Here is a 21150-nt window from a genome sequence, read left to right on the forward strand (position 1 = left end):
GCGCTGGACGATAGTCCTTCGTTGGCCAGGCGCCTCCTCGTGGGATGCTTGCCAGTATCGTGCCGTCGAATCGGGGATGAACACGCATGGATGCCTGCATCCAACAATGAGGTCTTGCAAAAGAAAAATAAAAGTGAGTTGGCTGGCTCTTGCTCTGGATGGTTGACAAGGCAGGAAGATCGATTGTCAACTGCCAATCAGGTTCCCTGATCAAGGAAAATGCGGGAGCGACATGGGGAGAGTCATGGAGATCATCCGCAAGGGGCCGATGAATCCGGGGCTGCATGCCGTACGCCTCCAGGCAGGCGCGGCGGATCAACAATGATTCTGGGTCGGGGAAGAATCTTAAAGGGAATGACATGCAAAGAAAGCTTGGGACGGTGATATGCGCCGGGATTCTCATGTGCTCCAACGCGTATGGGGCATCCGTCATAGACAACTACAATAGCCGGACAAAAGCGGCTCAAGTGATTGAGCCGATGACCGTTGAGGATTTTGGTCAGTCCGTGAATCTCCAGGACGGTGGGGTCTCTTTCCGCACGACGGATGTGGTCGTCCAGACAAATTCTGGCCCAATAACCTTCGGGCGGAAACTGAGTCCGACGGAATTCAGCACGGACGAGTTGGGTAGCGGCACTGATTTTTCGAGTATGCCCGCAACGCCATGGGAACTTGATATTCCTTACATGACGGGAATATTCGCCGCTGGTTACGGTGATGGTTGGCCAGGTTCAAATTGGTCAAATGATGTCAAACGCTGTACCTATCTTGGCGAGCTACCCACCATTTATGGGGTCGGAACCTTTTCCCAGGTCGCCTACAGGCCTGAATATTATTTTTCCGGGATAAGCATCAATGTTCCTGGTCATGGAATGGAATCCGTCAAGGAGTCCATAAGTGGAACAGCCAGTCCACAGGACGGGCGAAGCTATGTGGGCACCACGCCGAGCCATTGGAAGATTTCGTGCCTTGATACGCTGAAGAATGGGCGCGGAGAGGGTTTTCGGGTGACTTTGCCCAACGGCACGATTTATCACTTCAACTGGTTTGCAAAAAGGTTTGCGGGAAATATCAACGACAGCACCTGCTCGGGCGCGAGTCAGAACATTTATCGGTCGCCTGAATCCGCTCTCGCAACGCATCAAGGATGCTGGGTGGCGCTTGCTGTTCCAAGGATGCAATCGTTCCTGTATGCGACTGAAGTCATTGACAGGTTCGGGAACAAGACTGAATACAAATTTGACGCTGACAACCCGTTTCATCTGAGTTCAATTGTCCACAATGGCGAGACAGTGATGTCTTTCGGGTACTCCGGTGGGAGATTGGTGCAAGTTTCCTCATTCGGACGGACCTGGACCTATGCATATGAGGGGAATCTTGGCTCATTGAGCACTGTGACCAATCCAGACGGGAGTTCTTGGGGGTACGAGATCTCCAATAACTTGCGCAGCATCAATTGGTATCGGCCGCTGGAAGTATGGGCGAACTGCAGAGTAAACATAGGTACAAAGTCAACGTCTGTCGCGCCCGGATATGATGATGCCTCCTATGTGTCGATAAGGAGTCCTTCAGGAGCTACCGCGAAATTCGACTTGCGCAAGATATTGCATGGAACAAATCATGGCGAAGCGCGCTGTTATTATCAGCATATCGCTGGCGGAGGTGGAGCCGATGTCGGGCCAATTGTGCCGTACCCTTCCGTCTACCAGATGGCATCTCTTTACAAGATGACGGTGTCTGGCCCTGGACTTTCAACCTATGTCCGCAACTACAGTTACGAGCCGGGATGGACTTCACCATATGAGGCGCGCACGGTGGTGTCGGACTCGACCGGGAAGTTCACGAGGTACAAGTTTGGTTTTGCAAAGATGTTTGGAAAGGTAATCGAAGAGGAGTCGGGGGCTGGTTCCACTGTTTTACGGCGCATCAGTTACAAGTATCTTGAGAATGCCGCGAATCAGAATTTTCCGGAGTACGTGGGGATACAGCTCTCTGCGGGCGCTGGCATGTTTGATGGTCATGACAACTTGAATGTTCCCTTGATCGAGAAAATTGAGTGGGTGGATGGGGTCAACCACACTTGGAGGGTCAGGGCCGACTGTGGAGGAAGGTATTGCTTTGATGGATTCATCCGGCCCTTGAAGATTGACAAGGCCAGCGCTCCGCAATAGGGCAGTGTCGTTCTGTGATGTGCGATTGGCATGGAGGCGGGGCATGAAGCGGGCAGTACTGGGGATGTTGCTGGCGTTGCCGTTGGCGGGCGAGGCACAGACCTACAGCAAAACTGAAACCATCGAGTACTACGACGATCCGGCGTTGTGGGTAATGGGGCAAGTCAAACGGACGACGACCAACGGGGTGGAGACCAGCAGTACCGTATATGGTTGGAAGGCGTTGCCGACGCAGACCAGTGAGTTCGGTCGTGTGCCGCAGGTATTTACTTACGATGTGGCCTCGCCTGTGGACACGGGGCAGCTGGGCACGCTCAGGACCGTCAGGGACGGCAACAACAACGTCACCACATTCAACAATTGGAAGCGCGGTATCCCGCAAACCATCACCTATGCCGACAGTACAACGCAGTCGGCGGTGGTGAATGGCAATGGCTGGATCGACTCGGTCACGGACGAGGGCGGCTATACCACTTGCTACACCTACGATGCGATGGGCCGGCTGGCGAGCATCACCCATCCGTCGGAGACGACCGCCGGGGTTTGCAACACCAGTGCCTGGGCCCGTACGACGCAGAGCTTTGCCCCGAGCGCCGTGGGACGCTATGGCCTGCCGGCTGGCTATTGGATTCAGATCGTGGATACCGGCGCGGCGCGGCGGGTCAAGCATTTCGATGCTTTGTGGCGGCCGGTGCTGGAAGAGCAATTCGACAACACCAACGGGACCACCATCGCGGCCACGCATAGCCTGGTGGTCAAGCGCTACGACACGGAGGGCCAGCTGGAGTTCCAGTCCTATCCGGTCAGTAGCCTCACCAGCATCAACGACAGCGCCTTGAAGGGCATCTGGAGCTTTTATGACGCGCTGGGACGGGTGACCTCCGTCAGCCAGGACAGCGAATCGGGACCCTTGACCACGCTCACGGCCTATGAGGCTGGATTCAAGACAAAAGTCACCAGCCCGAAGGGGCAAGTGAGCATCACGTCCTACCAGGCTTATGACCAGCCCAGCTATGACTGGCCGATGCGCATCGAACAGCAGCCACTGGGGGCGATTACCGACATCACCCGCGACGCCTGGGGCAAGCCCACCCGCATCACCCGGCGCGGTGGCGTGGGCGAGCCGGTACTGGAACGAAGCTATGTCTATGACGAGCGCCAGCGATTGTGCAAGATGGTCGAGCCGGAGACCGGTACGACGGTGATGGGCTATGACGCGGCTGGCCTGCTCATCGGTTCGGCCTCGGGTTTGACCTTGTCGAGCCTGGCCGAATGCAGCACGGCGCTGGCCGCGGCGTCGGGGCGTTGGGTCTTGCGCAGCTACGACACACGCCAACGTCTGAACTCGCTGACGTTCCCGGATGGGCAGGGCAACCAGCGCTGGCAGTACTGGCCGGGGGGACAAGTCAAGCAGGTCAGTACGTTGAATGACGGGGTGTATACCTACAACAGCTACGCCTACTTCCGGCGTGGACTGCCCAGGGCCGAAGCGCTGGCGCGCGCGGATGGCGCCACCTGGACGCTGGGCTACGACTATGACACCAGTGGCAACCTGAGCAGCGTGCGTTATCCGAGTGGGCAAACAGTCGCCTATCTTCCAAATGCGTTGGGCCAGCCGACCCAGACGGGTACCTATGCCAAGTCGGTGAGCTATTACCCCAACGGCGCCATCAAGCAATTCAGCTATGGCAACGGCATCGTCCATACGCTGACCCAGAACGCGCGGCAGTTGCCGGAAGTCAGCCAGGATGCCTATGGCGGCACCGCGTTGTTGCGGGATGGGTACAGCTACGACAAGAACGGCAACGTGACTGCCATTGCAGACGGTGCTGCGGGCCGCAACCAGCGCGGCAACCGGACGATGGAATACGACGGTCTGGACCGTCTTGTGCGCGTCGAGTCTCCCATGTTCGGTGTCGCCCAATACGGCTATGACGTGCTGGACAACCTGACCCGCGTGGTGGCGCCAGGGCGTGACCACCATTATTGCTATGACCCTTCCTGGCGTCTGACCAATGTCAAGACCGGTGGCTGTGCGGGGGCCACGGTCATCGGCCTGGGTTATGACGTGCAAGGCAACCTGAGCAATCGCAACGGCACCGCCCATATCTTCGACTACGGCAATCGACTGCGCGAAGTCAGGAACGCCGAATCCTATCAGTACGATGCCCACGGTCGGCGCACCCGCTCGCAGCAGGCCGGAGGAGCATTGTTCTCCTTCTACGACCAGGCGGGTGTGCTGCGCTACCAACAGAACCAGCGCACGGGCAAAGCCACGGACTACATCCAACTGGGGGGTAGCCTGGTCGCCGAGGTGGACTGGCCGGCCTCGCTGCCGGTACGCGCCACCACCTATGTGAACTGGTCGGCGGTGTCGGGTGCAGTGCGCTACGTCGTCGAAGAGAGTATTGACGGCATGACCTGGACTGCCGTGTACGACGGCGCCACGCCGGGCTGGACTTCGCTGGACCGGCCTTCGGGCAGCTACAGCTATCGCGTGCTGTCATGCAATGCCACTGGCGTCTGTGCGGCAGTGGCCAACCCTGGCGTCAAACACCAGGCCAACAATCCCATGCCGTTGCTGTACCAACTGCTGCTCAGCCCTTGATTGAACGACACCTGGAAGAAGACCTCATGTTGAATGGAATGAAATCCACCCTCCTGGCACTGCTGGCCACCCTCGCGGCCCCGTCACTGGCGCAGGTGCAAGACACCCCTCCGCGCATGGATGCCACGCCACTGGCGGCACCCGCGCCAGTCAATACAGAACTGATGGCGGCGGCCGCCGAGCCGCCGGTCTATCCGCTGGAAGTACTCAGCGACGTTCTGGTGACGCAAATCGGAACCTACCAGAACACCGCCGCCCACTATGTGTGGTTCTCAAAGCGCGGCACCGAGTGCGGCAACCTTCCGCAGCCGGTTCACAAGTTCTACGACAACCAGGCCAGCGGCAACGCCTTGCTGGCCACGCTGACTTCAGCGCTCATCAGCCAGCGCCGACTGGATGTCAGGGTTTACGGCTGCGAAATTTACGAGATTTACATACGCTGAGTTGTCACGTATGAAGCCCACGCGGAATTGCCATCACGGGAAGTGAGAGGATGAAGATGAATGCGCGATGGAAAGCAAGCCTGGGGACATTGCTCTGCCTGATGCTATGGAGCCTTTGGGCTGGCGCACAGGCACAGACGGTACGCTATGTGCATACCGATGCCCTGGGCTCGGTGGTGCTGATGACCGATGCCAGTCGCAATGTGGTCGAACGCAACGAGTACGAGCCCTATGGGCGGGTACTGACCCAGCCAGTGAACGACGGTCCCGGCTACACCGGGCATGTGCAGGATGCGGCCACCGGGCTGACCTACATGCAGCAGCGGTATTACGACCCGCTCATCGGGCGGTTCCTGTCGGTGGACCCGGTGACGCCTTACTCAGGAGGCATCGCCTCGTTCAATCGCTATTGGTACGCAGGCGGAAATCCTTATCGATTCGTGGATCCGGACGGGCGGGGAGTTTGGGACAGAATTCGAGCTGCTATGTTTCCAGTGGGAACTGAACTTGCTCAAAGAGGGGAAGCAGGGACAGCGGGATCGAACAGCATTGGCGCGGCCAAGCAAATTGCGAACAGCATGATTGATGCTGGGGCGACCATGGCTAACCCAACTGCAAAGCTGTTGGGTGTTGCGCCTCCAAGATTTCAAATAAACAACAATGAACTGGAAGGAGCGGCAGGGGCTGAGTTTGGAATCGTTGCGGCTGGCGCTGTAGTCGGAGGAGGAGTCGGTAGCGCGGGAAAAGGTACTGTAATTATTGGAGAGACTATGGTGCGCGTGGAGCTGGCTGCTGCTCGAACCCCTGGGGCAAAAATTTTGAATGACATGCCTGACTTCGGTGCGATGGGTATGAAGCCGCATCAAGTCACAAGTGCAATGATGCAGTACAACCGAAAATGGATACTTGAGCAAATGAGAAGCGGAAGGCAGATCATGGATATTGGTCCAGATCCAAATCGAGCGACTCCCAGTATTTTCTATCAGATGGAAAGGAGGATGCTCGAGAACTATCAGAAGATCCATCCAGAGTACCCCGGAGCTACTCAGCCATGAACGGAAATGAATTTATGGAGATAGTTGAGCGGGTATATTCGCCATTTTTAGCAAAGATGGGATTTTCCGCCTGTCGTTCGTCTATTAGTGGAAGGAGCTATCGGGCTAGCTTCGATAGGAAGGATAGAACGCTGTGGATATCATATGAACCCGGCGAAGATTTTCTGCTTATTGTGGTGCTTGGAAGGGGGGATGGATTAACTGATATTGATGACAGGAGAAAGGCGCCGCGCCTTTCGGATCTTAGGCAAAAATACATGCGCGAACTAACGCATGATGATTTTATCGATAACGAACGCTATTTTAGCGGCCTTAGTGCCAATGATGGGAGGGGGGAACTTCTGATGAAGGCTGCTCGGGAACTTAGGTTGGTGCTCCCGCCCTATTTAAGAGATGTTGAATCGTAGTGACTCATGTAAATGGAGATGAATTCGCAACGGAAAGCAAGCTTGGGGACATTGCTCTGCCTGATGCTATGGAGCCTTTGGGCTGGCGCACAGGCACAGACGGTGCGCTATGTGCATACCGATGCCCTTGGGCTCGGTGGTGCTGATGACCGATGCCAGTCGCAATGTGGTCGAATGCAACGAGTACGAGCCCTATGGGCGGGTACTGACCCAGCCAATGAACGATGGTCCCGGCTACACCGGGCATGTGCAGGATGCGGCCACCGGGCTGACCTACATGCAGCAGCGGTACTACGACCCAGTCATTGGGCGGTTCCTGTCGGTGGATCCGGTGACTGTCGTTGGAAATGGAGACCTGCGGCATTTTAATCGTTATGCGTATGCCTACAACAGTCCATATACATTTACTGACCCGGATGGGCGCTGCGGAGCATGCGATAGGTTCGGGAATACCTTTGCGAAGACACATCAAGAAGGGCAGGGGCATATCTGGGAGCCTTTTGAAAAACCAGCCATTGTCGTGACAGCAGTTATGCTCGGTCCAGTGTTCTGGTATGGCGGAAAGGAATTGCTCTATTGGGGGCTGGCTAACCCAGTTGCAGCGAACAGTCTAGGAGTAGGGATATCGGAGGCTGCCGCCGGTACATCCTTGGCAGTTGGGGGTGGATATCAGGTATTTAGAAATCTCGCTCCTGCTGATGAAATTGCACCCGCGATAAGGTTTGCGGCGGGAAAAATACAGGCTGCTAGCTATAGCGGAAGGCTTAATTATGTGGTGTCCGAATCCGGAGAATTGGTTATCGGACGGACGGGACATACAAGCCTTTCAGGAGGCAGTGGAGTGATTGCCGCTGGCGAGGTGAAGTTTGTCAATGGACAGGTGAAGACACTAAATAATGCCTCTGGTCATTACAGGCCGTCAGGCGAATCAGCAAAAAATGCTGCAGAAAGTGCCTTCGAGCGAGCAGGGTTTAACGCGAGAGATAAGTATGAAGAAATCAAATAAAATTGATATGGAAATCGGTGAGAGAAAGCGGCTTCTATCTATTCTTGTTGAGAATTCGGCGAGAATATTGAGGGCGGGATTTGGCGTGGAAAGTGCCAAATCGACGCTGTATGAAATAGTAGATCTTGTTAGAAACAACAAAGAGTTAGAGTTAGAGTTTATCAATATGGCAAGTGATTTCTTGCTCGCTCCTGAGCCGGAAATGAAAGGTTCTAATGTGATGCCACTTGAACTCCTAGAACTGGCGGCGCATGAATTAAGGTTGGGTGAGTTGGTTGATCTGGCAATGGAGCGAGTGAGCTATCGGTTCAAAGGCGACATGCGGGCGGCCGCTGGTGACGTCTCTGTGCGAATACTGCGCGCGGCAAGTGATGATTGGGAGGATAGGGATATTTTCGAAAGATCGCATTAATTTTAAATCCCTCTTCGCGGTAGCAAGGATTGGCTAGGAACCGGAATCGGCGTGTCTTTGGCAGCGGTTTCGGCTCCGACTCTAGGCTTTGTTGCTTGGGAACTGGGTGTGGTTGCGTTGGCCAATCCAGCAGCGACAACCACTATTGCGATGGGATTGGGTGAGGCAGCCGATGTGGCGGGTGCTATTAGATATGGGTCAATAAACCCTGAGCCTCTTTCACGCGATGTCGCGAATACTTTTAGGAGTGCTAGCTATACCGCACGAACTCTCGAATCGAATACGAATAATAGTCCTCTCCGCTGCTGGGGACTGGCGAAAGGAGATAGCGGATTTTTAGGGGCGTAGGAAAGATGTTGGGTAGTACTTGGATCGGCGATTTTTAGCTATGAATTTTATTGGAAATGGGGGCGCTGTGAAAATAATAGTGTTTGCGTCTTTGATTGCATTGAGCATAACGGCTCAGGCTCAGCAGATTGTCAGTACTTCGGATACGTATGACGAGCGCCTTCGCGGAGGGGCGATATCTTCGCTTGGTGCCGACCTGTTTGGTGATCTCGTAAGCAATAAAGATGGAGTCGCTCACTTCTCGCAGACGGATGTTTCGATCCAGACAAATAGTGGCCTGCCTCTGGAGTTCACTCGGCATACGCCTAGGAAGACACAAGGCCTGGATAAGGCATCCATGCCAATCGGACCTGGCTGGGAGATCGATGTTCCATACATGATGGGGACATATGACACCCGCAGTGGGTGGAATGCAAACGGCAGTGTCGCTAGATGCAGTACTACGCCCTGGCGCCCCTACGAGATGTTTGGGCCGCTACCGGATTTCAACATGCAGCGGATGACGGCTGACATGTATTGGAGTGGTATCCATATCAATATTCCGCACGTAGGCTACGAGAGCCTTCTAACCTTGCCTTCAGGACAGGTGCGCCCACAAGATGGTACCAATTATGTGGGAGGGGCGCGTGGATTTTGGCGCGTAGGTTGTCTTCCTGGCATCAAGAACGGAACAGGAGAGGGCTTCTTTGTAAAGGTGCCAAACGGAAATAAATACTACTTTGACTGGATGGCAACAAGAAATGCATTTGATGTTGTTGTGAGCGAGCTCTGGAGAGGTAGTAACGGTGAAGGATATGATTCGACAAAACTCCTCGTTCCCACATCGGATGTGTTCCTCTATGCTACACGTGTGGAGGATAGGTATGGAAATTACATAAACTATAACTATGATTCAGTCAACAAGCATCGACTGATGTCCATTGAATCAAGTGATGGATCAAGAATTGATCTTTCATATGATGAGGCAGGTCAGGTCTCCGAGGTTCGCGCGGGAGAGCGGATATGGAAATATTTCTATGCAGATTCTATCTACGGACGAAAGCTTTCTGAAATTATCTTGCCCGATCAAAGTAGGTGGGCGTTCTCCGGTGATGTAATGTGGTGGTTCGTGGAGCCGCCAAGATTGCCAGATGGATTCTACAAAAACGGTTGCGCGGAGGTCTCCACGGGATATCTTATTCAGGATCCCCCGCCGCAATTTGCGTTCTCCCATGTCGTTATGACGCATCCTAGCGGTGCGCAGGGTAGCTTTACCTTCCGCTCGCTAATTCACGGTTCCGACGACACGCCCGGAACTTGCAGCATGCAGGGTACGTTCTATGGGAATCACATGAACTATTGGTACGGTACTTGGGGGGTGCCGAACGCCTGCCTTGCTAAATCGTTGGTTAGCAAGAAGATATCGGGCCCGGGTCTCTCGGAGTTGGCGTGGAGCTACACATATTTTCCCTCGTGGTCTTTTGCGAAAGATTGCTCCCAGGGGTGCTATTCGCGAACGCAAATATTAAATCCGGACGCCACTCTCGTAGAGTACGTGTTTGGAAATTCATATTCAGAAGATTATGGATTCCAGTATTCTGAAAAGATTATCAAGGCGGGCTCGGTCTATAGATTTGTCAGCCAGTACCAGTCGGCTTCCGGCCCTTATCCCGAGTCGTATGGGGATATTCCTGGTCCGTCCATGGAGAACCCGCTAAACACGAAAATAAAGCCCGTCTCTCTTGTTGAGACCCGTCAGCAAGGTCGGATATTTCGAATGCAGGTGAATAGCTTCGACTCATTTGGGCGGGCAGTCACGATTACACGCAGTTCGAGCGTTGAAAGTCCCTAGGGGATTTATATGTGAGTTTTCTAGGACCGGCGGAGTCGATCGATGTGGCGATGTTGAAATGGAAGGGGTGCATGGGATGAAACGTTCGATTCTGGCGGCGCTGCTGGCTTGGCCGCTGCTGGTGCAGGCACAGACCTACACCAAGACTGAGACCATCGAGTACCACGACGACTCCACGTTATGGGTGCTGGGGCAGGTCAAGCGGACCACGACAAACGGGGTGGAAACCAGCAGCACGACGTACGGCTGGAAGGCACTTCCATGGAAGTCCTACGTTTTCGGAAAACTGCAGCAGACCTTGTCCTACGACAGTGCCTCGGCGGTGACCACAGGCCAGTTGGGCACGCTGAAGACGGCGATGGACGGCAACAACAATGTCACTACCTTCGGCAGCTGGAAGCGGGGCATCCCGCAAATCATTACCTATGCCGATAGCACCACCCAGTCAGCGGTGGTGAACAACAATGGGTGGATTGACTCGGTCACCGACGAGAACGGCTACACCACCTGCTATGCGTACGATGCGATGGGGCGGCTGGCGAGCATCGCCTATCCGTCGGAGGCCGCCAATGCCTGCGATGTTGCCGAAGCTAGCTGGAAGAAGACCCTGCTGACGTTCCAGCAAGTGGCGGTGGCCGAGTACGGTATTCCCGCCGGGCACTGGCGGCAGACGGTGAGTACGGGGGCGGGGCAGAAGATTAGCTACTACGACGCGCTATGGCGGCCGCTGGTCACCAAGGAACTGGACGCCACCAACGGCACGACCGAGACGCTGACCAAACGATTCCAGCGGTTCGCCTATGACGCCGAGGGACGGGTGACGTTTGCTTCCTATCCGGGTACCACCGATGCGCTGACCAAGGGCATCTGGACCGAATACGATGCCTTGGGTCGGGTCACGTCCGTGAGCCAGGACAGCGAGTTGGCGGCGCCGGAGAACGTACTGACAACCACTACCCAGTACCTCACCGACTTCAAGACCAAGGTGACCAGTCCCAAGGGGCAGATCACCACAACGAGCTACCAGGCCTACGACCAGCCCAGCTACGATTGGCCGGTAGCCATCGCTCACCCGGAAGGCACCTACACCGATATAAGCCGCGACGCCTACGGCAAGGTGCTGATGCTGACCCGACGCAACGGTAACAACACGGCCTGGCAACGTCGTTACTACGTCTACAACGCTGCCCAGGAGCTGTGCAAGAGCACCGAAACCGAGACGGGCACGACGGCCTATGGTTACGACGGTGTGGGCAACCTGAGCTGGAGCGCGGCGGGACTGAGCTGGTCACCACCGGGGCCGTGCGAGCACACCAAGGAGGGCGTGGTGGCGCGCCGGGTGGATCGCACTTATGACGCGCGCGGCCGGCTGAGGACGCTGAGCTTCCCGGACGGGCAGGGCAACACCACCAACACCTACGCGCCAGATGGCCTGCTGGCAAGCACATCGGCCAGTAATGCCGATGGCGCGGCTACCACGACCTACACCTATAACCATCGCCGGTTGCTGACCCGCGAGGTGTTGGTTACGCCGAACGTGAACTGGCCATATCACTACAGCTACAACGCCAGTGGCCACTTGGCAAGCAACAACTGGCATGGCCTGACGATCACCTATGCACCCAATGCACTGGGTCAAGCGACCCAGGCCGGGCCTTACGCCAGCAACGTGACCTACCATCCCAATGGGGTGGTGAAGAACTTCACCTACGGCAATGGCATGGTCTACACCATGGCCCAGAATGCCCGTGGTTTGCCGATATGGAGCGTGGACTGCCTGATAGCCGGGAACTGCACTTTGTCGTACCGACGCAAGTACCTGGCCTATACCTACGACGGCCACGGCAACGTGGCAACCATCACCGACCACGTCAACGGCCGCCAGACCCGGGCAATGACCTACGACGGCCTGGACCGGCTGACCCAGTCCATCGGTCCAGGCTTTGGCACGGCAACCTATACGTACGACCCATTGGACAATCTGAAGACCGCCAACGTTACCGGTGGCAACCATCCGCGCAACTACGTCTACCAGTATGACAGCGGCCAGCGGCTGAGCAGCATCACCGACGGTGTTGGCGGTCCGACCGTGGTGGGGCTGGGTTACGACCCGCAAGGCAACTTGCGGAACCGGAACGGCAATCTCTACGGGTTCGATTATGGCAACCGGCTGCGCTCTGCGCCCGGGGCGTCGATCTATCACTACGACGGTCATGGCCGCCGAGTGGAGGATATTGTGGGTGGGCTGGCCAAGCGCAGCCAGTACACCCAGGGTGGACAACTAGTGATGGTAGGGGACGCGCGCGCAAACACGGTCACCGAGTACGTTCACCTCGCCGGCAGTCTGCTGGCCACGCGCGAACGTGACGTTGCCACCAACGTCTACACGACCCGGTACCACCATACCGATGCGCTGGGCACACCGGTGGTGGTGACTGGAGCGGACAAGGGCATTCTGGAGACCAGTGAGTACGAACCCTATGGACAACTGGTCAACCGTCCCCTGACCGATGGGCCGGGCTTTACCGGACATGTGCAGGACGCAGCCACCGGGCTGACCTACATGCAGCAGCGCTATTACGACCCGGTTCTCGGGAGATTCCTGAGTGCTGATCCGGTGGCTGTTAGGCCCAGGGGGGATAACTTCAATAGGTACTGGTACGCCAACAACAATCCCTACACGAACAAGGATCCAGACGGACGCGAATGCAACGGCAAAGGGTGCTGGGTCACCAATGCGGAAAGAGAAGCCGCCGCATCGGGGAATTGGCAAGAATACTATCGGCTCGCGGGTTCCTCTGGAGACAGGTATGCCCAACGGGCCGGCGAGGTGGCATCCAACAGTGGTTCAAATGCGATCAACAAGACCCTGTCCAACGCCACCAACAAAATACTGGCGGACTCCATCGCCATCAATATGGGGGCCGATCCAGAAAACCTGTCGACAGGACAGATGATGGCGGTCGAGTTCAAGATGGAAGGCGTCAGGATTGGCCTGGCGAAAGCGCACGTGCAAGCCCTGGACGATTCCGGGGCTAGTCCGAGTAATCCAGTCAGTCTCGATAGGGCGGTGATTGGTGAATTCCACAAGCAGGTTTTCAAGGAAAATGGGGCAAATCCAACTGCTTTCGGGGGATTCAAGGTTGATGCCATGGAGAAAGCTGTGAACCTCTTTGGCGGGACGACACGGGATATCTATGATTACTGCCCCAGCCCGAGCTGCAAGAACTAGCGCTCTGACCCTGGTTGCCGTGGTGGCGTTATCAGGATGTACTGTGCCTGCACATTCGATCTATAGCATCGAAGGTGCCAGGACCAATTTCTGCGTTCCGCATTCGGTTGATGCCACGCCCGCCCGGCCAGTGCGAGAAAGACCCATAAGAGGCGGGGCAACGGCAAATGGGTGCTGGAGAAGCGATCCGGGGACGTGCATCGGGCCACAAAACCTGATTTCCCTTTCAATCAGCGACAAAGGCTCATTCATTGGAAGGAAGTTCAGGGATTTTCCGATGGATTCGCATGTGCGGGCGACGGCGGATGGGGGGCGAAAGACCGCCAGCCCCGTCAACGAAAAGCTTATTGCCATTCCGGATGCTTGGGATAGCCGAAAATGGTTCGTCTGGGGGATTTCCGACAGAACGATGAAAAAAATGAATGGGGACGATGAGCTCGAGGCTACTTGTGTCGTGAGTGAAAACTCGGGCGAATATGTTTGTGAGCGGAAGATTGCAGGAAATGACTACCTGCTGGGTTACTCGTTCGAGTCAAAAGAGCGGTTTCCTGACGAATTCGAAGCGCTCGACAGGCAGGTGTTTGCCGAGGTGGAAAAACTCAGATGCGAAAAGTGATGCGGTTTCGATGCGAGCGTTCGAATGGAGGCATGGCTGTTGCAGGTTTGCGTGATTTTTCGCGGCGAAAAGTTCAAGCGAGGATCGGACAGCGTATGAGACGGATATTTTTTGCTGCATGGCTGATCTTGCCGCTGGCGGCGCAGGCGCAAAGTTGGAGTCGGACGGAGACCATCACCTACCACGACAACCCCACGCTGTGGGTACTGGGACAGACGGCCAAGGTGACCTGCGTGGCGCCGGCCGAATGCACTCCGAGCTGGGCGCCGACCGGCATCGTCGTATCGGAGACGGGCTACGACACCTTGGCCCGTCCGGTGATGGCAAAGGCCTACGGCAAGCTGCAGCAGACCTTGACGTACAACGCCGATGGCACCCTGAATACAGCCAAGGACGGCAACAACAACGTCACCACCTTCGGCAGCTGGAAGCGGGGCATTCCCCAGTCCATCATCTATGCCGACAGCAGCACCCAGTCGGCTGTGGTCAACAATAACGGCTGGATTGATTCGGTCACCGACGAGAACGGCTACACCACCTGCTACACGTACGATGCGATGGGGCGGCTAGCGAGCATCATCCCACCGTCGGAGACTGCCGCAGGCTGTGACGTAGCCGAAGTCAGTTGGAAGAAGACCCTGCTGACGTTCCAGCCGGTGGCGGCGGCCGAGTACGGCATTCCGGCCGGACATTGGCGACAGACGGTGAGCGTGGGGAACGGACAGAAGATTAGCTACTTCGACGCCCTGTGGCGCCCGTTGGTGGTGCGCGAGTACGACGCTGCAAACGTGGCGGGTACGCAGCGGTTCAGCCGCTTTGCCTACGATGCCGAGGGGCGGGTGACGTTTGCTTCTTACCCAGGCACGACGGACGCCCTGATCACCGGCACCTGGACCGAGTACGACGCGCTGGGCCGGGTGACCGCGGTGAGCCAGGACAGCGAGCTGGGGCTGCTGACCACCACGACAGAGTACCTCAATGGATTCCTGACCCGTGTGACCAGCCCCAAAGGCATCAAGACCGAGACACGCTACCAGGCCTTCGACCAGCCTGGTTATGATTTTCCCACGGTCATTGGCCAAGCTTCGGGCCTACCCGAGACGACAGGCCTGGACATCACCCGGGACGTGTTCGGGAAGGTGCTGTCTATTCGCAAGCGTGACCGATTGGCGACGGTGGCGGTGACCCGCAGCTACACCTACAACGTGAACCAGGAACTGTGCCGAACGGTGGAGCCGGAGACCGGGGCCACGCTGATGGGCTATGACGGGGCGGGCAACCTCGCCTGGAGCGCGGCGGGCTTGCCGGCAACCACAGCCTGCGAGGATAACGGCACCAGCGCGGTGGTGATGGCGCGCAAAGCCGCGCGCACCTACGACGCGCGCAACCGGGTCAAGACACTCGTCTTCCCGGACGGACGCGGCAATACGACCAACACGTATGCGCCGGACGGCCAGCTGACATCCATCGTGGCCGACAACGGGTCGTCAAACGTCGTTACCACCACTTATACCTACAATCGTCGGCGATTGTTAACACTGGAACGAATGATATTGGGGAGCGTCAACTGGCCCTTGGGCTATGGCTACAACGGGCTGGGACACCTGAGCTGGCAGAGTTATCCCGATTCAGTGTCGTTGGTGAACTACGCGCCTAATGCACTGGGCCAACCGACTTCGGTCATTGATCATGCCGGCAACGTGTATGCCAGTGGCATTCAGTACTACCCCAATGGCGGGATGAAGCAGTTCAGCTACGGCAACGGCGTGGTCCACACCATGATCCAGAACGCCCGCCAGTTGCCGGCGCGTAGCACCGACTGCACCTTGCTGGCCTGTGCGACGGCCAACTTGCGGACGGACCTGAGCTACACCTACGACGCCCACGGCAACGTGGCGTCCATCACCGACGGGACGACCGGGGGCCAGCAGTCGCGCGCCCTGGCCTACGACGGCCTCGATCGGTTGATTCAAGCCACCGGCCCCAGCTTCGGCATGGCCAGCTACGGCTACAACGTGCTGGACAACCTGACCACCCTGAAGGTGACCGCTGGCAGTAACGTCCGCGACCATACCTACCATTACGACACTGGGAATCGCCTGACCAGCGTGACCAATACGGTAGGCGGAGCCACGGTGGCGGGCCTGCAGTACGACCCGCAAGGCAACCTGAGCAAGAAGAACGGTCAAGGCTACACTTTTGACTTTGGCAACCGACTGCGCACGGCTGACAGCCTGGTTAGCTACGTCTATGACGGCCATGGCCGGCGGGTACGGGACGTGACGGCGGCGGGTACCAAGTACAGCCTGTACAACCAGGCGGGGCAACTGATGTACGCCAGCGATGTACGACAGGGCAAGCAGACCTACTACATCTCCTTGGCAGGCAGCCTGTTGGCAACCCGTGAGAAGAACACCACCACAGGGGCGGTGGTGAGCCTGTTCCAGCATACCGACGCGCTGGGCACGCCTATCGCGGTAACGGACGCGGCCAAGGGCGTGCTGCAGCGGAGTGAATACGAACCCTATGGGCAACTGGTCAACCGGCCGCTGACAGATGGGCCGGGTTTCACCGGACACGTGCAGGATGCGGCCACCGGGCTGACCTATATGCAGCAGCGGTATTACGACCCCGTTATCGGGCGGTTTCTATCAGTGGATCCGGTGACCGCGTACGATAAAGGTGACGCGCGGTTTTTTACGCGCTATGCGTACGCCTTCAACAACCCTTATCGATTTACGGATCCCGATGGGCGACAGGCCTTTGGTCATGAAACCGACGTCCCGTGGTGGAATATTCCTAGGCAAATAGGTAACTGGTTCAGTAAAACTCGGGATTTGAGTGCTCAATATGCGTTTACTCAGAGCCCAGAATCGCAGGCCGCTCTCTTAAAACAGTATGAGGATGCAGGAAATGCAATCCTGACTGTTCAAACACTAGCACTGCCTGAGATTGGGTTGGGGTTCAAGGCCGAGGCTGGCGCCGCAAGATTTTTCGCCGCCAGCGGAGATAAAATGGCCGCCAGGTTCTTCGATGGCGCCAAGTACTCGGAGCGAATTCTAGCGCAGACAGATAAGTTTCACGCATTCCCCGCGGCGGCAGATGGCTTCGCTTCAAAATTTGGGGAGGTGAAGTTTGTTACGGACTCTCGTGGAGCGTCTGTTGAAATGTTGACCATGCGAGGCGAGATGCAAGGTTCAAAAGGATGGGTTCGAGGGACATTTGAATACATCAAGAACAAAAATAATGAAATCTACCATCGTCTTTTTAAGCCGGACTGAGAGTAATGGAAGAGCGCCCTGAATACTCAAAAATACTCGGATTCATAGAGGAGAATGGGAAATTTGTTAATGAAAATTTTCCTGAAACTGCATTGTCGAGGCAGGATGCCTTGGTTTTCTTGAATCTACTGCATGTAAATCGAGTTAGGCCTTTGGGGATTGAGTTGTGGCGTCATTCTAGCTCCGGTTATGCGGTTGATGGTGCAAAAGGTTGGTACGCGGAAAAAATGGAGGTCGATGCTGATTACGAAGATGCTGTTTCTTATATGAATTCAGCCTGGATAAAGCCTGATGATCTGTTCGTCATGCAGTACTGACAGCTAAATTAAAAAAGTCGGAATAAATATTTTCGGAAAGACATGTCAAAATGACCCATGCAAGCAGCAGCTATGCTTCTTGGATGGATTGGAAAATACTATTATTTTAACTATTTTGTGATCTTTGTTTGCGAGAGTATGCGCGGGGGGGTGTGATGAGCAGTCTACTTCGCGGAGCGGTTATGCTTTTGATCGTGATTGCCGTGACTTACCTGCTCGTGTGGGTGCTTGTCTATTCCCTGGTGATGGCGTTGGATTACTCGTATATTGCAAGCTATTTCGTGCTTGCATGGCGTGGGGGTGGGGAGTTGCCTGCGGTCATACAAATGCTGACATTTCTGATGATGGCTATTTTGTTGCTGGTTGTGTTTGGAATCCGGTGGCGTCACGCCAGAACGGGCAAGGACTCGGGGAAGAGTTTCTAGAGTTTCGGCGCGGCCGGCTGCAGCCACAGCGCCCGATTACTGAATTACTTGCTTGCTAAATTTCCGTCAGGTAGCTTCATTACACGCAATTTCTTGGGTTGTTGGTGCGCGTGAAGGCGATAACCCGTACCTATATACAGATCCGGGTGGCAGAGCAGTACGGGCAGGTGGGGCACTTGTTGTTGATGGCCTGATATGCATGAGAGTATCAAGCTGTCGGGCTACGGCGATACGTTGGGCAGGAACCATTGCTGCCGCTGCCGCTGCCGCTGCCGCTGCTGCGGGTGCATGGGCGGGCGCAAATAGAAATACTCTGCCAATCGCGCAGCAGTCTGAGTCGAATGAGCCGACGCCCGGGAATGATTCGCCGGAGTCTAATGGAGAGTCCGGTCCAGGTGAAAAGAGCAGTTCTGGAACAAGAACGCCAGCCCCATTTCTGCCTGATGACCCATATTCGCCAGAAGAAACTAGCCGCAGGCAGAGTGGAAACCGGGAGGCTGAAGGCGCACCAAGCCGAGATCCTGATTCGCCCATTCCGGATCGGAATCCTGGAAGCGATCAGGGTGGCCATACAGCGCGGGCGTACACCACATTCGACCGGCGAACGTAACGTAAACAGTAACGAAGAACATTCGAGAAGACCGAAGGGGAATCCAAGTGGCAGGGAACGATGAAATTAAACCACGGATTATGACTTCTGTTAGCGGGAGGGAGCGATTCTTGTGCGCACGAGTTTCCTCTATAGAAAATGCTCGCAGCGGCATCTATGAAATAGTAATAAGCGGTGATTTCTGGAGTAGAACCGAACCCCTAGAAACTGCAAGTCTGTCGTCGGATTTCCAAGTTAGGTTGCCTCAAGTGCTCCTCTCTGAAGATGGAATGGAAACGCTTCGAAATCATCTAATCACTTGGCTAGATGATCGGCTCAGTTTTGAGTGCATGATTAGCCCAGAACTAAATTTCGATCAGATTCTTACCGTGGCATTGGGATCTGACCCTGGGCTTATCTCTTCTAGGGAGAAGCCCGTATTCATTGTTAGTTATTCTCGCGGCGCCACGATGGTTGGTAGATGGGCATTTGTAGTAGATCAATCATGTGTCCGAAATTTTCTTGGAAATTCATAGGACTAAACGTGCGCATTGAAAAAGGCGCCGCTGCGCTGGAATTTTTGAGGGGAGGGATTCTCTTTTAGATTCTAAGCTTCTGTCAGTAGTTATAAACGATGACGATTCTGATCTCGTTGTGGAGATAAGATTTTAAGGGTGGAAGAGTGTGAATTATGGAAGTGTAAAAATAGTATTCAATGACGTTTGTGGCTTTCACTTCAGTCATTGCAGCGAGTATGTATTTGGAAATATAGAAAGAGTAAAGTTTTTTTGGTTGCAATGGATGGAATTTTTATCTTCTATTGATCCAGATCCTGTAAATTTAGATTCTCCAAGTGTTATGGATAATGATTGTATAAGTGCGAAAAATATAAGAATAGAGACTGAGTGGTGAAAGTTGGGTGGTGTAAAAAAAACGGCAGGGAAATAGATTGGGTCGAATTATTATCTAAAAGTAATTTTTTGGTAGATTTCTAACGTTCGATAGTCAAGCTTTTTTGCTTGTAATTCTAACCTGATCCCTAAATACCTAGAGTTATTCGCCAGATTCCATGTCAAAAAATCAGACAGGTGCCTGCAAGCGATGCGCTAATTCTTGCTATGCCAGGAAATCGCCTTTGCAGGCCGCATATTCCATCCAGATGGAGAAAACGCGAGCGATGCCTAGAATCGCTGCACGAAATGCCTGGGGTTGTTGGTGTGAGTGGAAGCGACGCGTTTGATTCCTGATTTTAGGGGGCAATGGGGAAATAGGTGCCGAAAAATTATTCGGATGCAGCTGATGCTGATGCGCCGGAAATCCGGAGCTTTCCCATGGTTGATGATTCAGTGCGAAATCGTGTTGCGTACGCCTCGTTGATTGCATGGTTAGCGCTTGTCTCTCTTCCATCCGAAGCGGCTGCAAACGGCGCACGTGAATGCGTCACGCCAAGAACTATGGCGGCAGTGAGGCCATCGGAAGAAAGCTACGAGCTTGTATTTACGGTGGAAAACCCTACTGGAGAACCTCTGGAGCTTGTCGAGTACTATTTTGGCGAGAACATGTTGAACCTTCGCGCCGTTCCATCGGGAGAAGTGGACGGTTTGGCGCTCGTCGTGCCTCTTCTTAGTCCAGGACCAAGACCGCTGATTGTTGCGCCATTCGCAAAGGTCGAGAAAACTTATCAGCTTTCAACTAGCTTTCCAGCGCTGGAGAAAACGCTTAAGAGCAAAGATGTATTGGTGTCTTGGCAATTGACGTTGGAGGGCGAAAAAATGTGCTTTTCTCAAAAGCTCGCAAGTTCAGCTTGGCTGCGGAAGCAAAAAAGCGGGTCAGAATAAGCTTCCCTGGGCGAAGATAGGGTCATAGTACTTTTCTTACACATGCTGAATCGAGACCTACAACCATTGCCTAGGATTGTGGATATGCCCGGGTTATGCAGAGCGTAAGGCTGCCCCTTACGCGATGGAGAGGAGGTGGGCATGTCGATGAGTCCCTGGCGGGATTTGCAGGGCACTGAACACTGTGCAATTCATAGAACGCGGGCGCTAGCAGCCCGCGTTTTTGTTACGCGTCGTTGGCCGATTCGACGTTGGGTTTGCCGGCGTGCCAGCGGAGCTGGTCGAGGATGTGGCTGGCKTCGYGGGYGAGGCCGGCGAAGCAGTCGCTCAGGGGTTGCMGCGGGATGGGCAGGCTGTGGTGCTCGTCCTGGCGGAAGCGGGGACTGATGAGCAGGGACAGCAGTTTGAGGTGATCACGCAGCTGGATGAGATTCAGCTGGGTTTGTTCTTCCAACAGATAGACCATTCGAACATTGGTCATGGGGACCTCCATTTCTTCGTTGAAGAATCCCGGCGCGCGAAAGTGCGGCCGGGTGCCGGGAGGTCAGAAACCGCATACAGTCGGCGGGCT

General features: G+C 55.3%; 15 protein-coding genes. 14 read left to right on the plus strand and 1 reads right to left on the minus strand.

Annotated features, from left to right (window positions below; all coding sequences use genetic code 11):
- The first annotated feature begins 284 nt into the window (after window positions 1-284).
- The 14 genes from ACTJI2_RS06335 (at window position 285) to ACTJI2_RS06400 (ending at window position 20579) form a co-directional block, all read left to right on the plus strand.
- Complete coding sequence (locus ACTJI2_RS06335) at window positions 285-2171, plus strand: hypothetical protein (RefSeq protein WP_440841478.1); 1887 nt, start codon at window positions 285-287, stop codon at window positions 2169-2171.
- A 43-nt stretch (window positions 2172-2214) separates the two neighbouring features.
- Complete coding sequence (locus tag ACTJI2_RS06340; RefSeq protein WP_318288904.1) at window positions 2215-4779, plus strand: RHS repeat domain-containing protein; 2565 nt, start codon at window positions 2215-2217, stop codon at window positions 4777-4779.
- 38 nt (window positions 4780-4817) lie between these two features.
- A complete protein-coding gene (locus ACTJI2_RS06345) occupies window positions 4818-5222 on the plus strand; it encodes a hypothetical protein (protein WP_203322588.1) in 405 nt (134 codons plus the stop codon).
- Window positions 5223-5272: 50 nt separating this feature from the next.
- Window positions 5273-6277 (plus strand): RHS repeat domain-containing protein, encoded by a 1005-nt coding sequence (locus ACTJI2_RS06350; RefSeq protein ID WP_440841479.1) that lies wholly within the window; start codon window positions 5273-5275, stop codon window positions 6275-6277.
- Complete coding sequence (locus ACTJI2_RS06355; RefSeq protein WP_440841481.1) at window positions 6274-6684, plus strand: hypothetical protein; 411 nt, start codon at window positions 6274-6276, stop codon at window positions 6682-6684. The genes ACTJI2_RS06350 and ACTJI2_RS06355 overlap by 4 nt, the downstream gene beginning before the upstream one ends.
- A 145-nt stretch (window positions 6685-6829) precedes the next feature.
- Window positions 6830-7690 (plus strand): RHS repeat-associated core domain-containing protein, encoded by an 861-nt coding sequence (locus ACTJI2_RS06360; protein ID WP_440841482.1) that lies wholly within the window; start codon window positions 6830-6832, stop codon window positions 7688-7690.
- The gene (locus tag ACTJI2_RS06365; protein ID WP_440841483.1) at window positions 7674-8102 is read left to right on the plus strand and encodes a hypothetical protein; all 429 of its coding nucleotides are present in this window, start codon (window positions 7674-7676) and stop codon (window positions 8100-8102) included. Before ACTJI2_RS06360 ends, ACTJI2_RS06365 begins: the two co-directional genes overlap by 17 nt.
- A gap of 388 nt (window positions 8103-8490) precedes the next feature.
- Window positions 8491-10281 carry a wall associated protein gene (locus ACTJI2_RS06370; protein WP_440841484.1) on the plus strand — a complete coding sequence of 597 codons (1791 nt, stop codon included), beginning with the start codon at window positions 8491-8493 and terminating at the stop codon, window positions 10279-10281.
- A gap of 76 nt (window positions 10282-10357) precedes the next feature.
- Complete coding sequence (locus tag ACTJI2_RS06375) at window positions 10358-13513, plus strand: RHS repeat domain-containing protein (protein ID WP_440841485.1); 3156 nt, start codon at window positions 10358-10360, stop codon at window positions 13511-13513.
- Window positions 13514-13790: 277 nt separating this feature from the next.
- Window positions 13791-14129 carry a hypothetical protein gene (locus tag ACTJI2_RS06380; protein WP_318288912.1) on the plus strand — a complete coding sequence of 113 codons (339 nt, stop codon included), beginning with the start codon at window positions 13791-13793 and terminating at the stop codon, window positions 14127-14129.
- 95 nt (window positions 14130-14224) lie between these two features.
- Window positions 14225-17410 carry an RHS repeat domain-containing protein gene (locus tag ACTJI2_RS06385; protein WP_440841486.1) on the plus strand — a complete coding sequence of 1062 codons (3186 nt, stop codon included), beginning with the start codon at window positions 14225-14227 and terminating at the stop codon, window positions 17408-17410.
- A gap of 5 nt (window positions 17411-17415) precedes the next feature.
- Window positions 17416-17727: a hypothetical protein gene (locus ACTJI2_RS06390; RefSeq protein ID WP_318288914.1), complete on the plus strand. Its 312-nt coding sequence runs from the start codon at window positions 17416-17418 to the stop codon at window positions 17725-17727.
- A 182-nt stretch (window positions 17728-17909) separates the two neighbouring features.
- Complete coding sequence (locus tag ACTJI2_RS06395) at window positions 17910-18152, plus strand: hypothetical protein (protein WP_318288915.1); 243 nt, start codon at window positions 17910-17912, stop codon at window positions 18150-18152.
- Window positions 18153-20072: 1920 nt separating this feature from the next.
- Window positions 20073-20579 carry a hypothetical protein gene (locus tag ACTJI2_RS06400; protein WP_318288916.1) on the plus strand — a complete coding sequence of 169 codons (507 nt, stop codon included), beginning with the start codon at window positions 20073-20075 and terminating at the stop codon, window positions 20577-20579.
- 226 nt (window positions 20580-20805) lie between these two features.
- On the opposite strand, the gene ACTJI2_RS06405 is transcribed toward ACTJI2_RS06400, so the two are convergent.
- On the minus strand, window positions 20806-21060 hold the full coding sequence (locus ACTJI2_RS06405) for an XAC0095 family protein (RefSeq protein WP_440841487.1): 255 nt from the start codon (window positions 21058-21060) through the stop codon (window positions 20806-20808).
- Window positions 21061-21150 lie beyond the last annotated feature (90 nt).

The sequence above is a fragment of the Pseudoxanthomonas sp. 22568 genome (assembly GCF_052044485.1).
Taxonomy (GTDB): domain Bacteria; phylum Pseudomonadota; class Gammaproteobacteria; order Xanthomonadales; family Xanthomonadaceae; genus Pseudoxanthomonas_A; species Pseudoxanthomonas_A beigongshangi.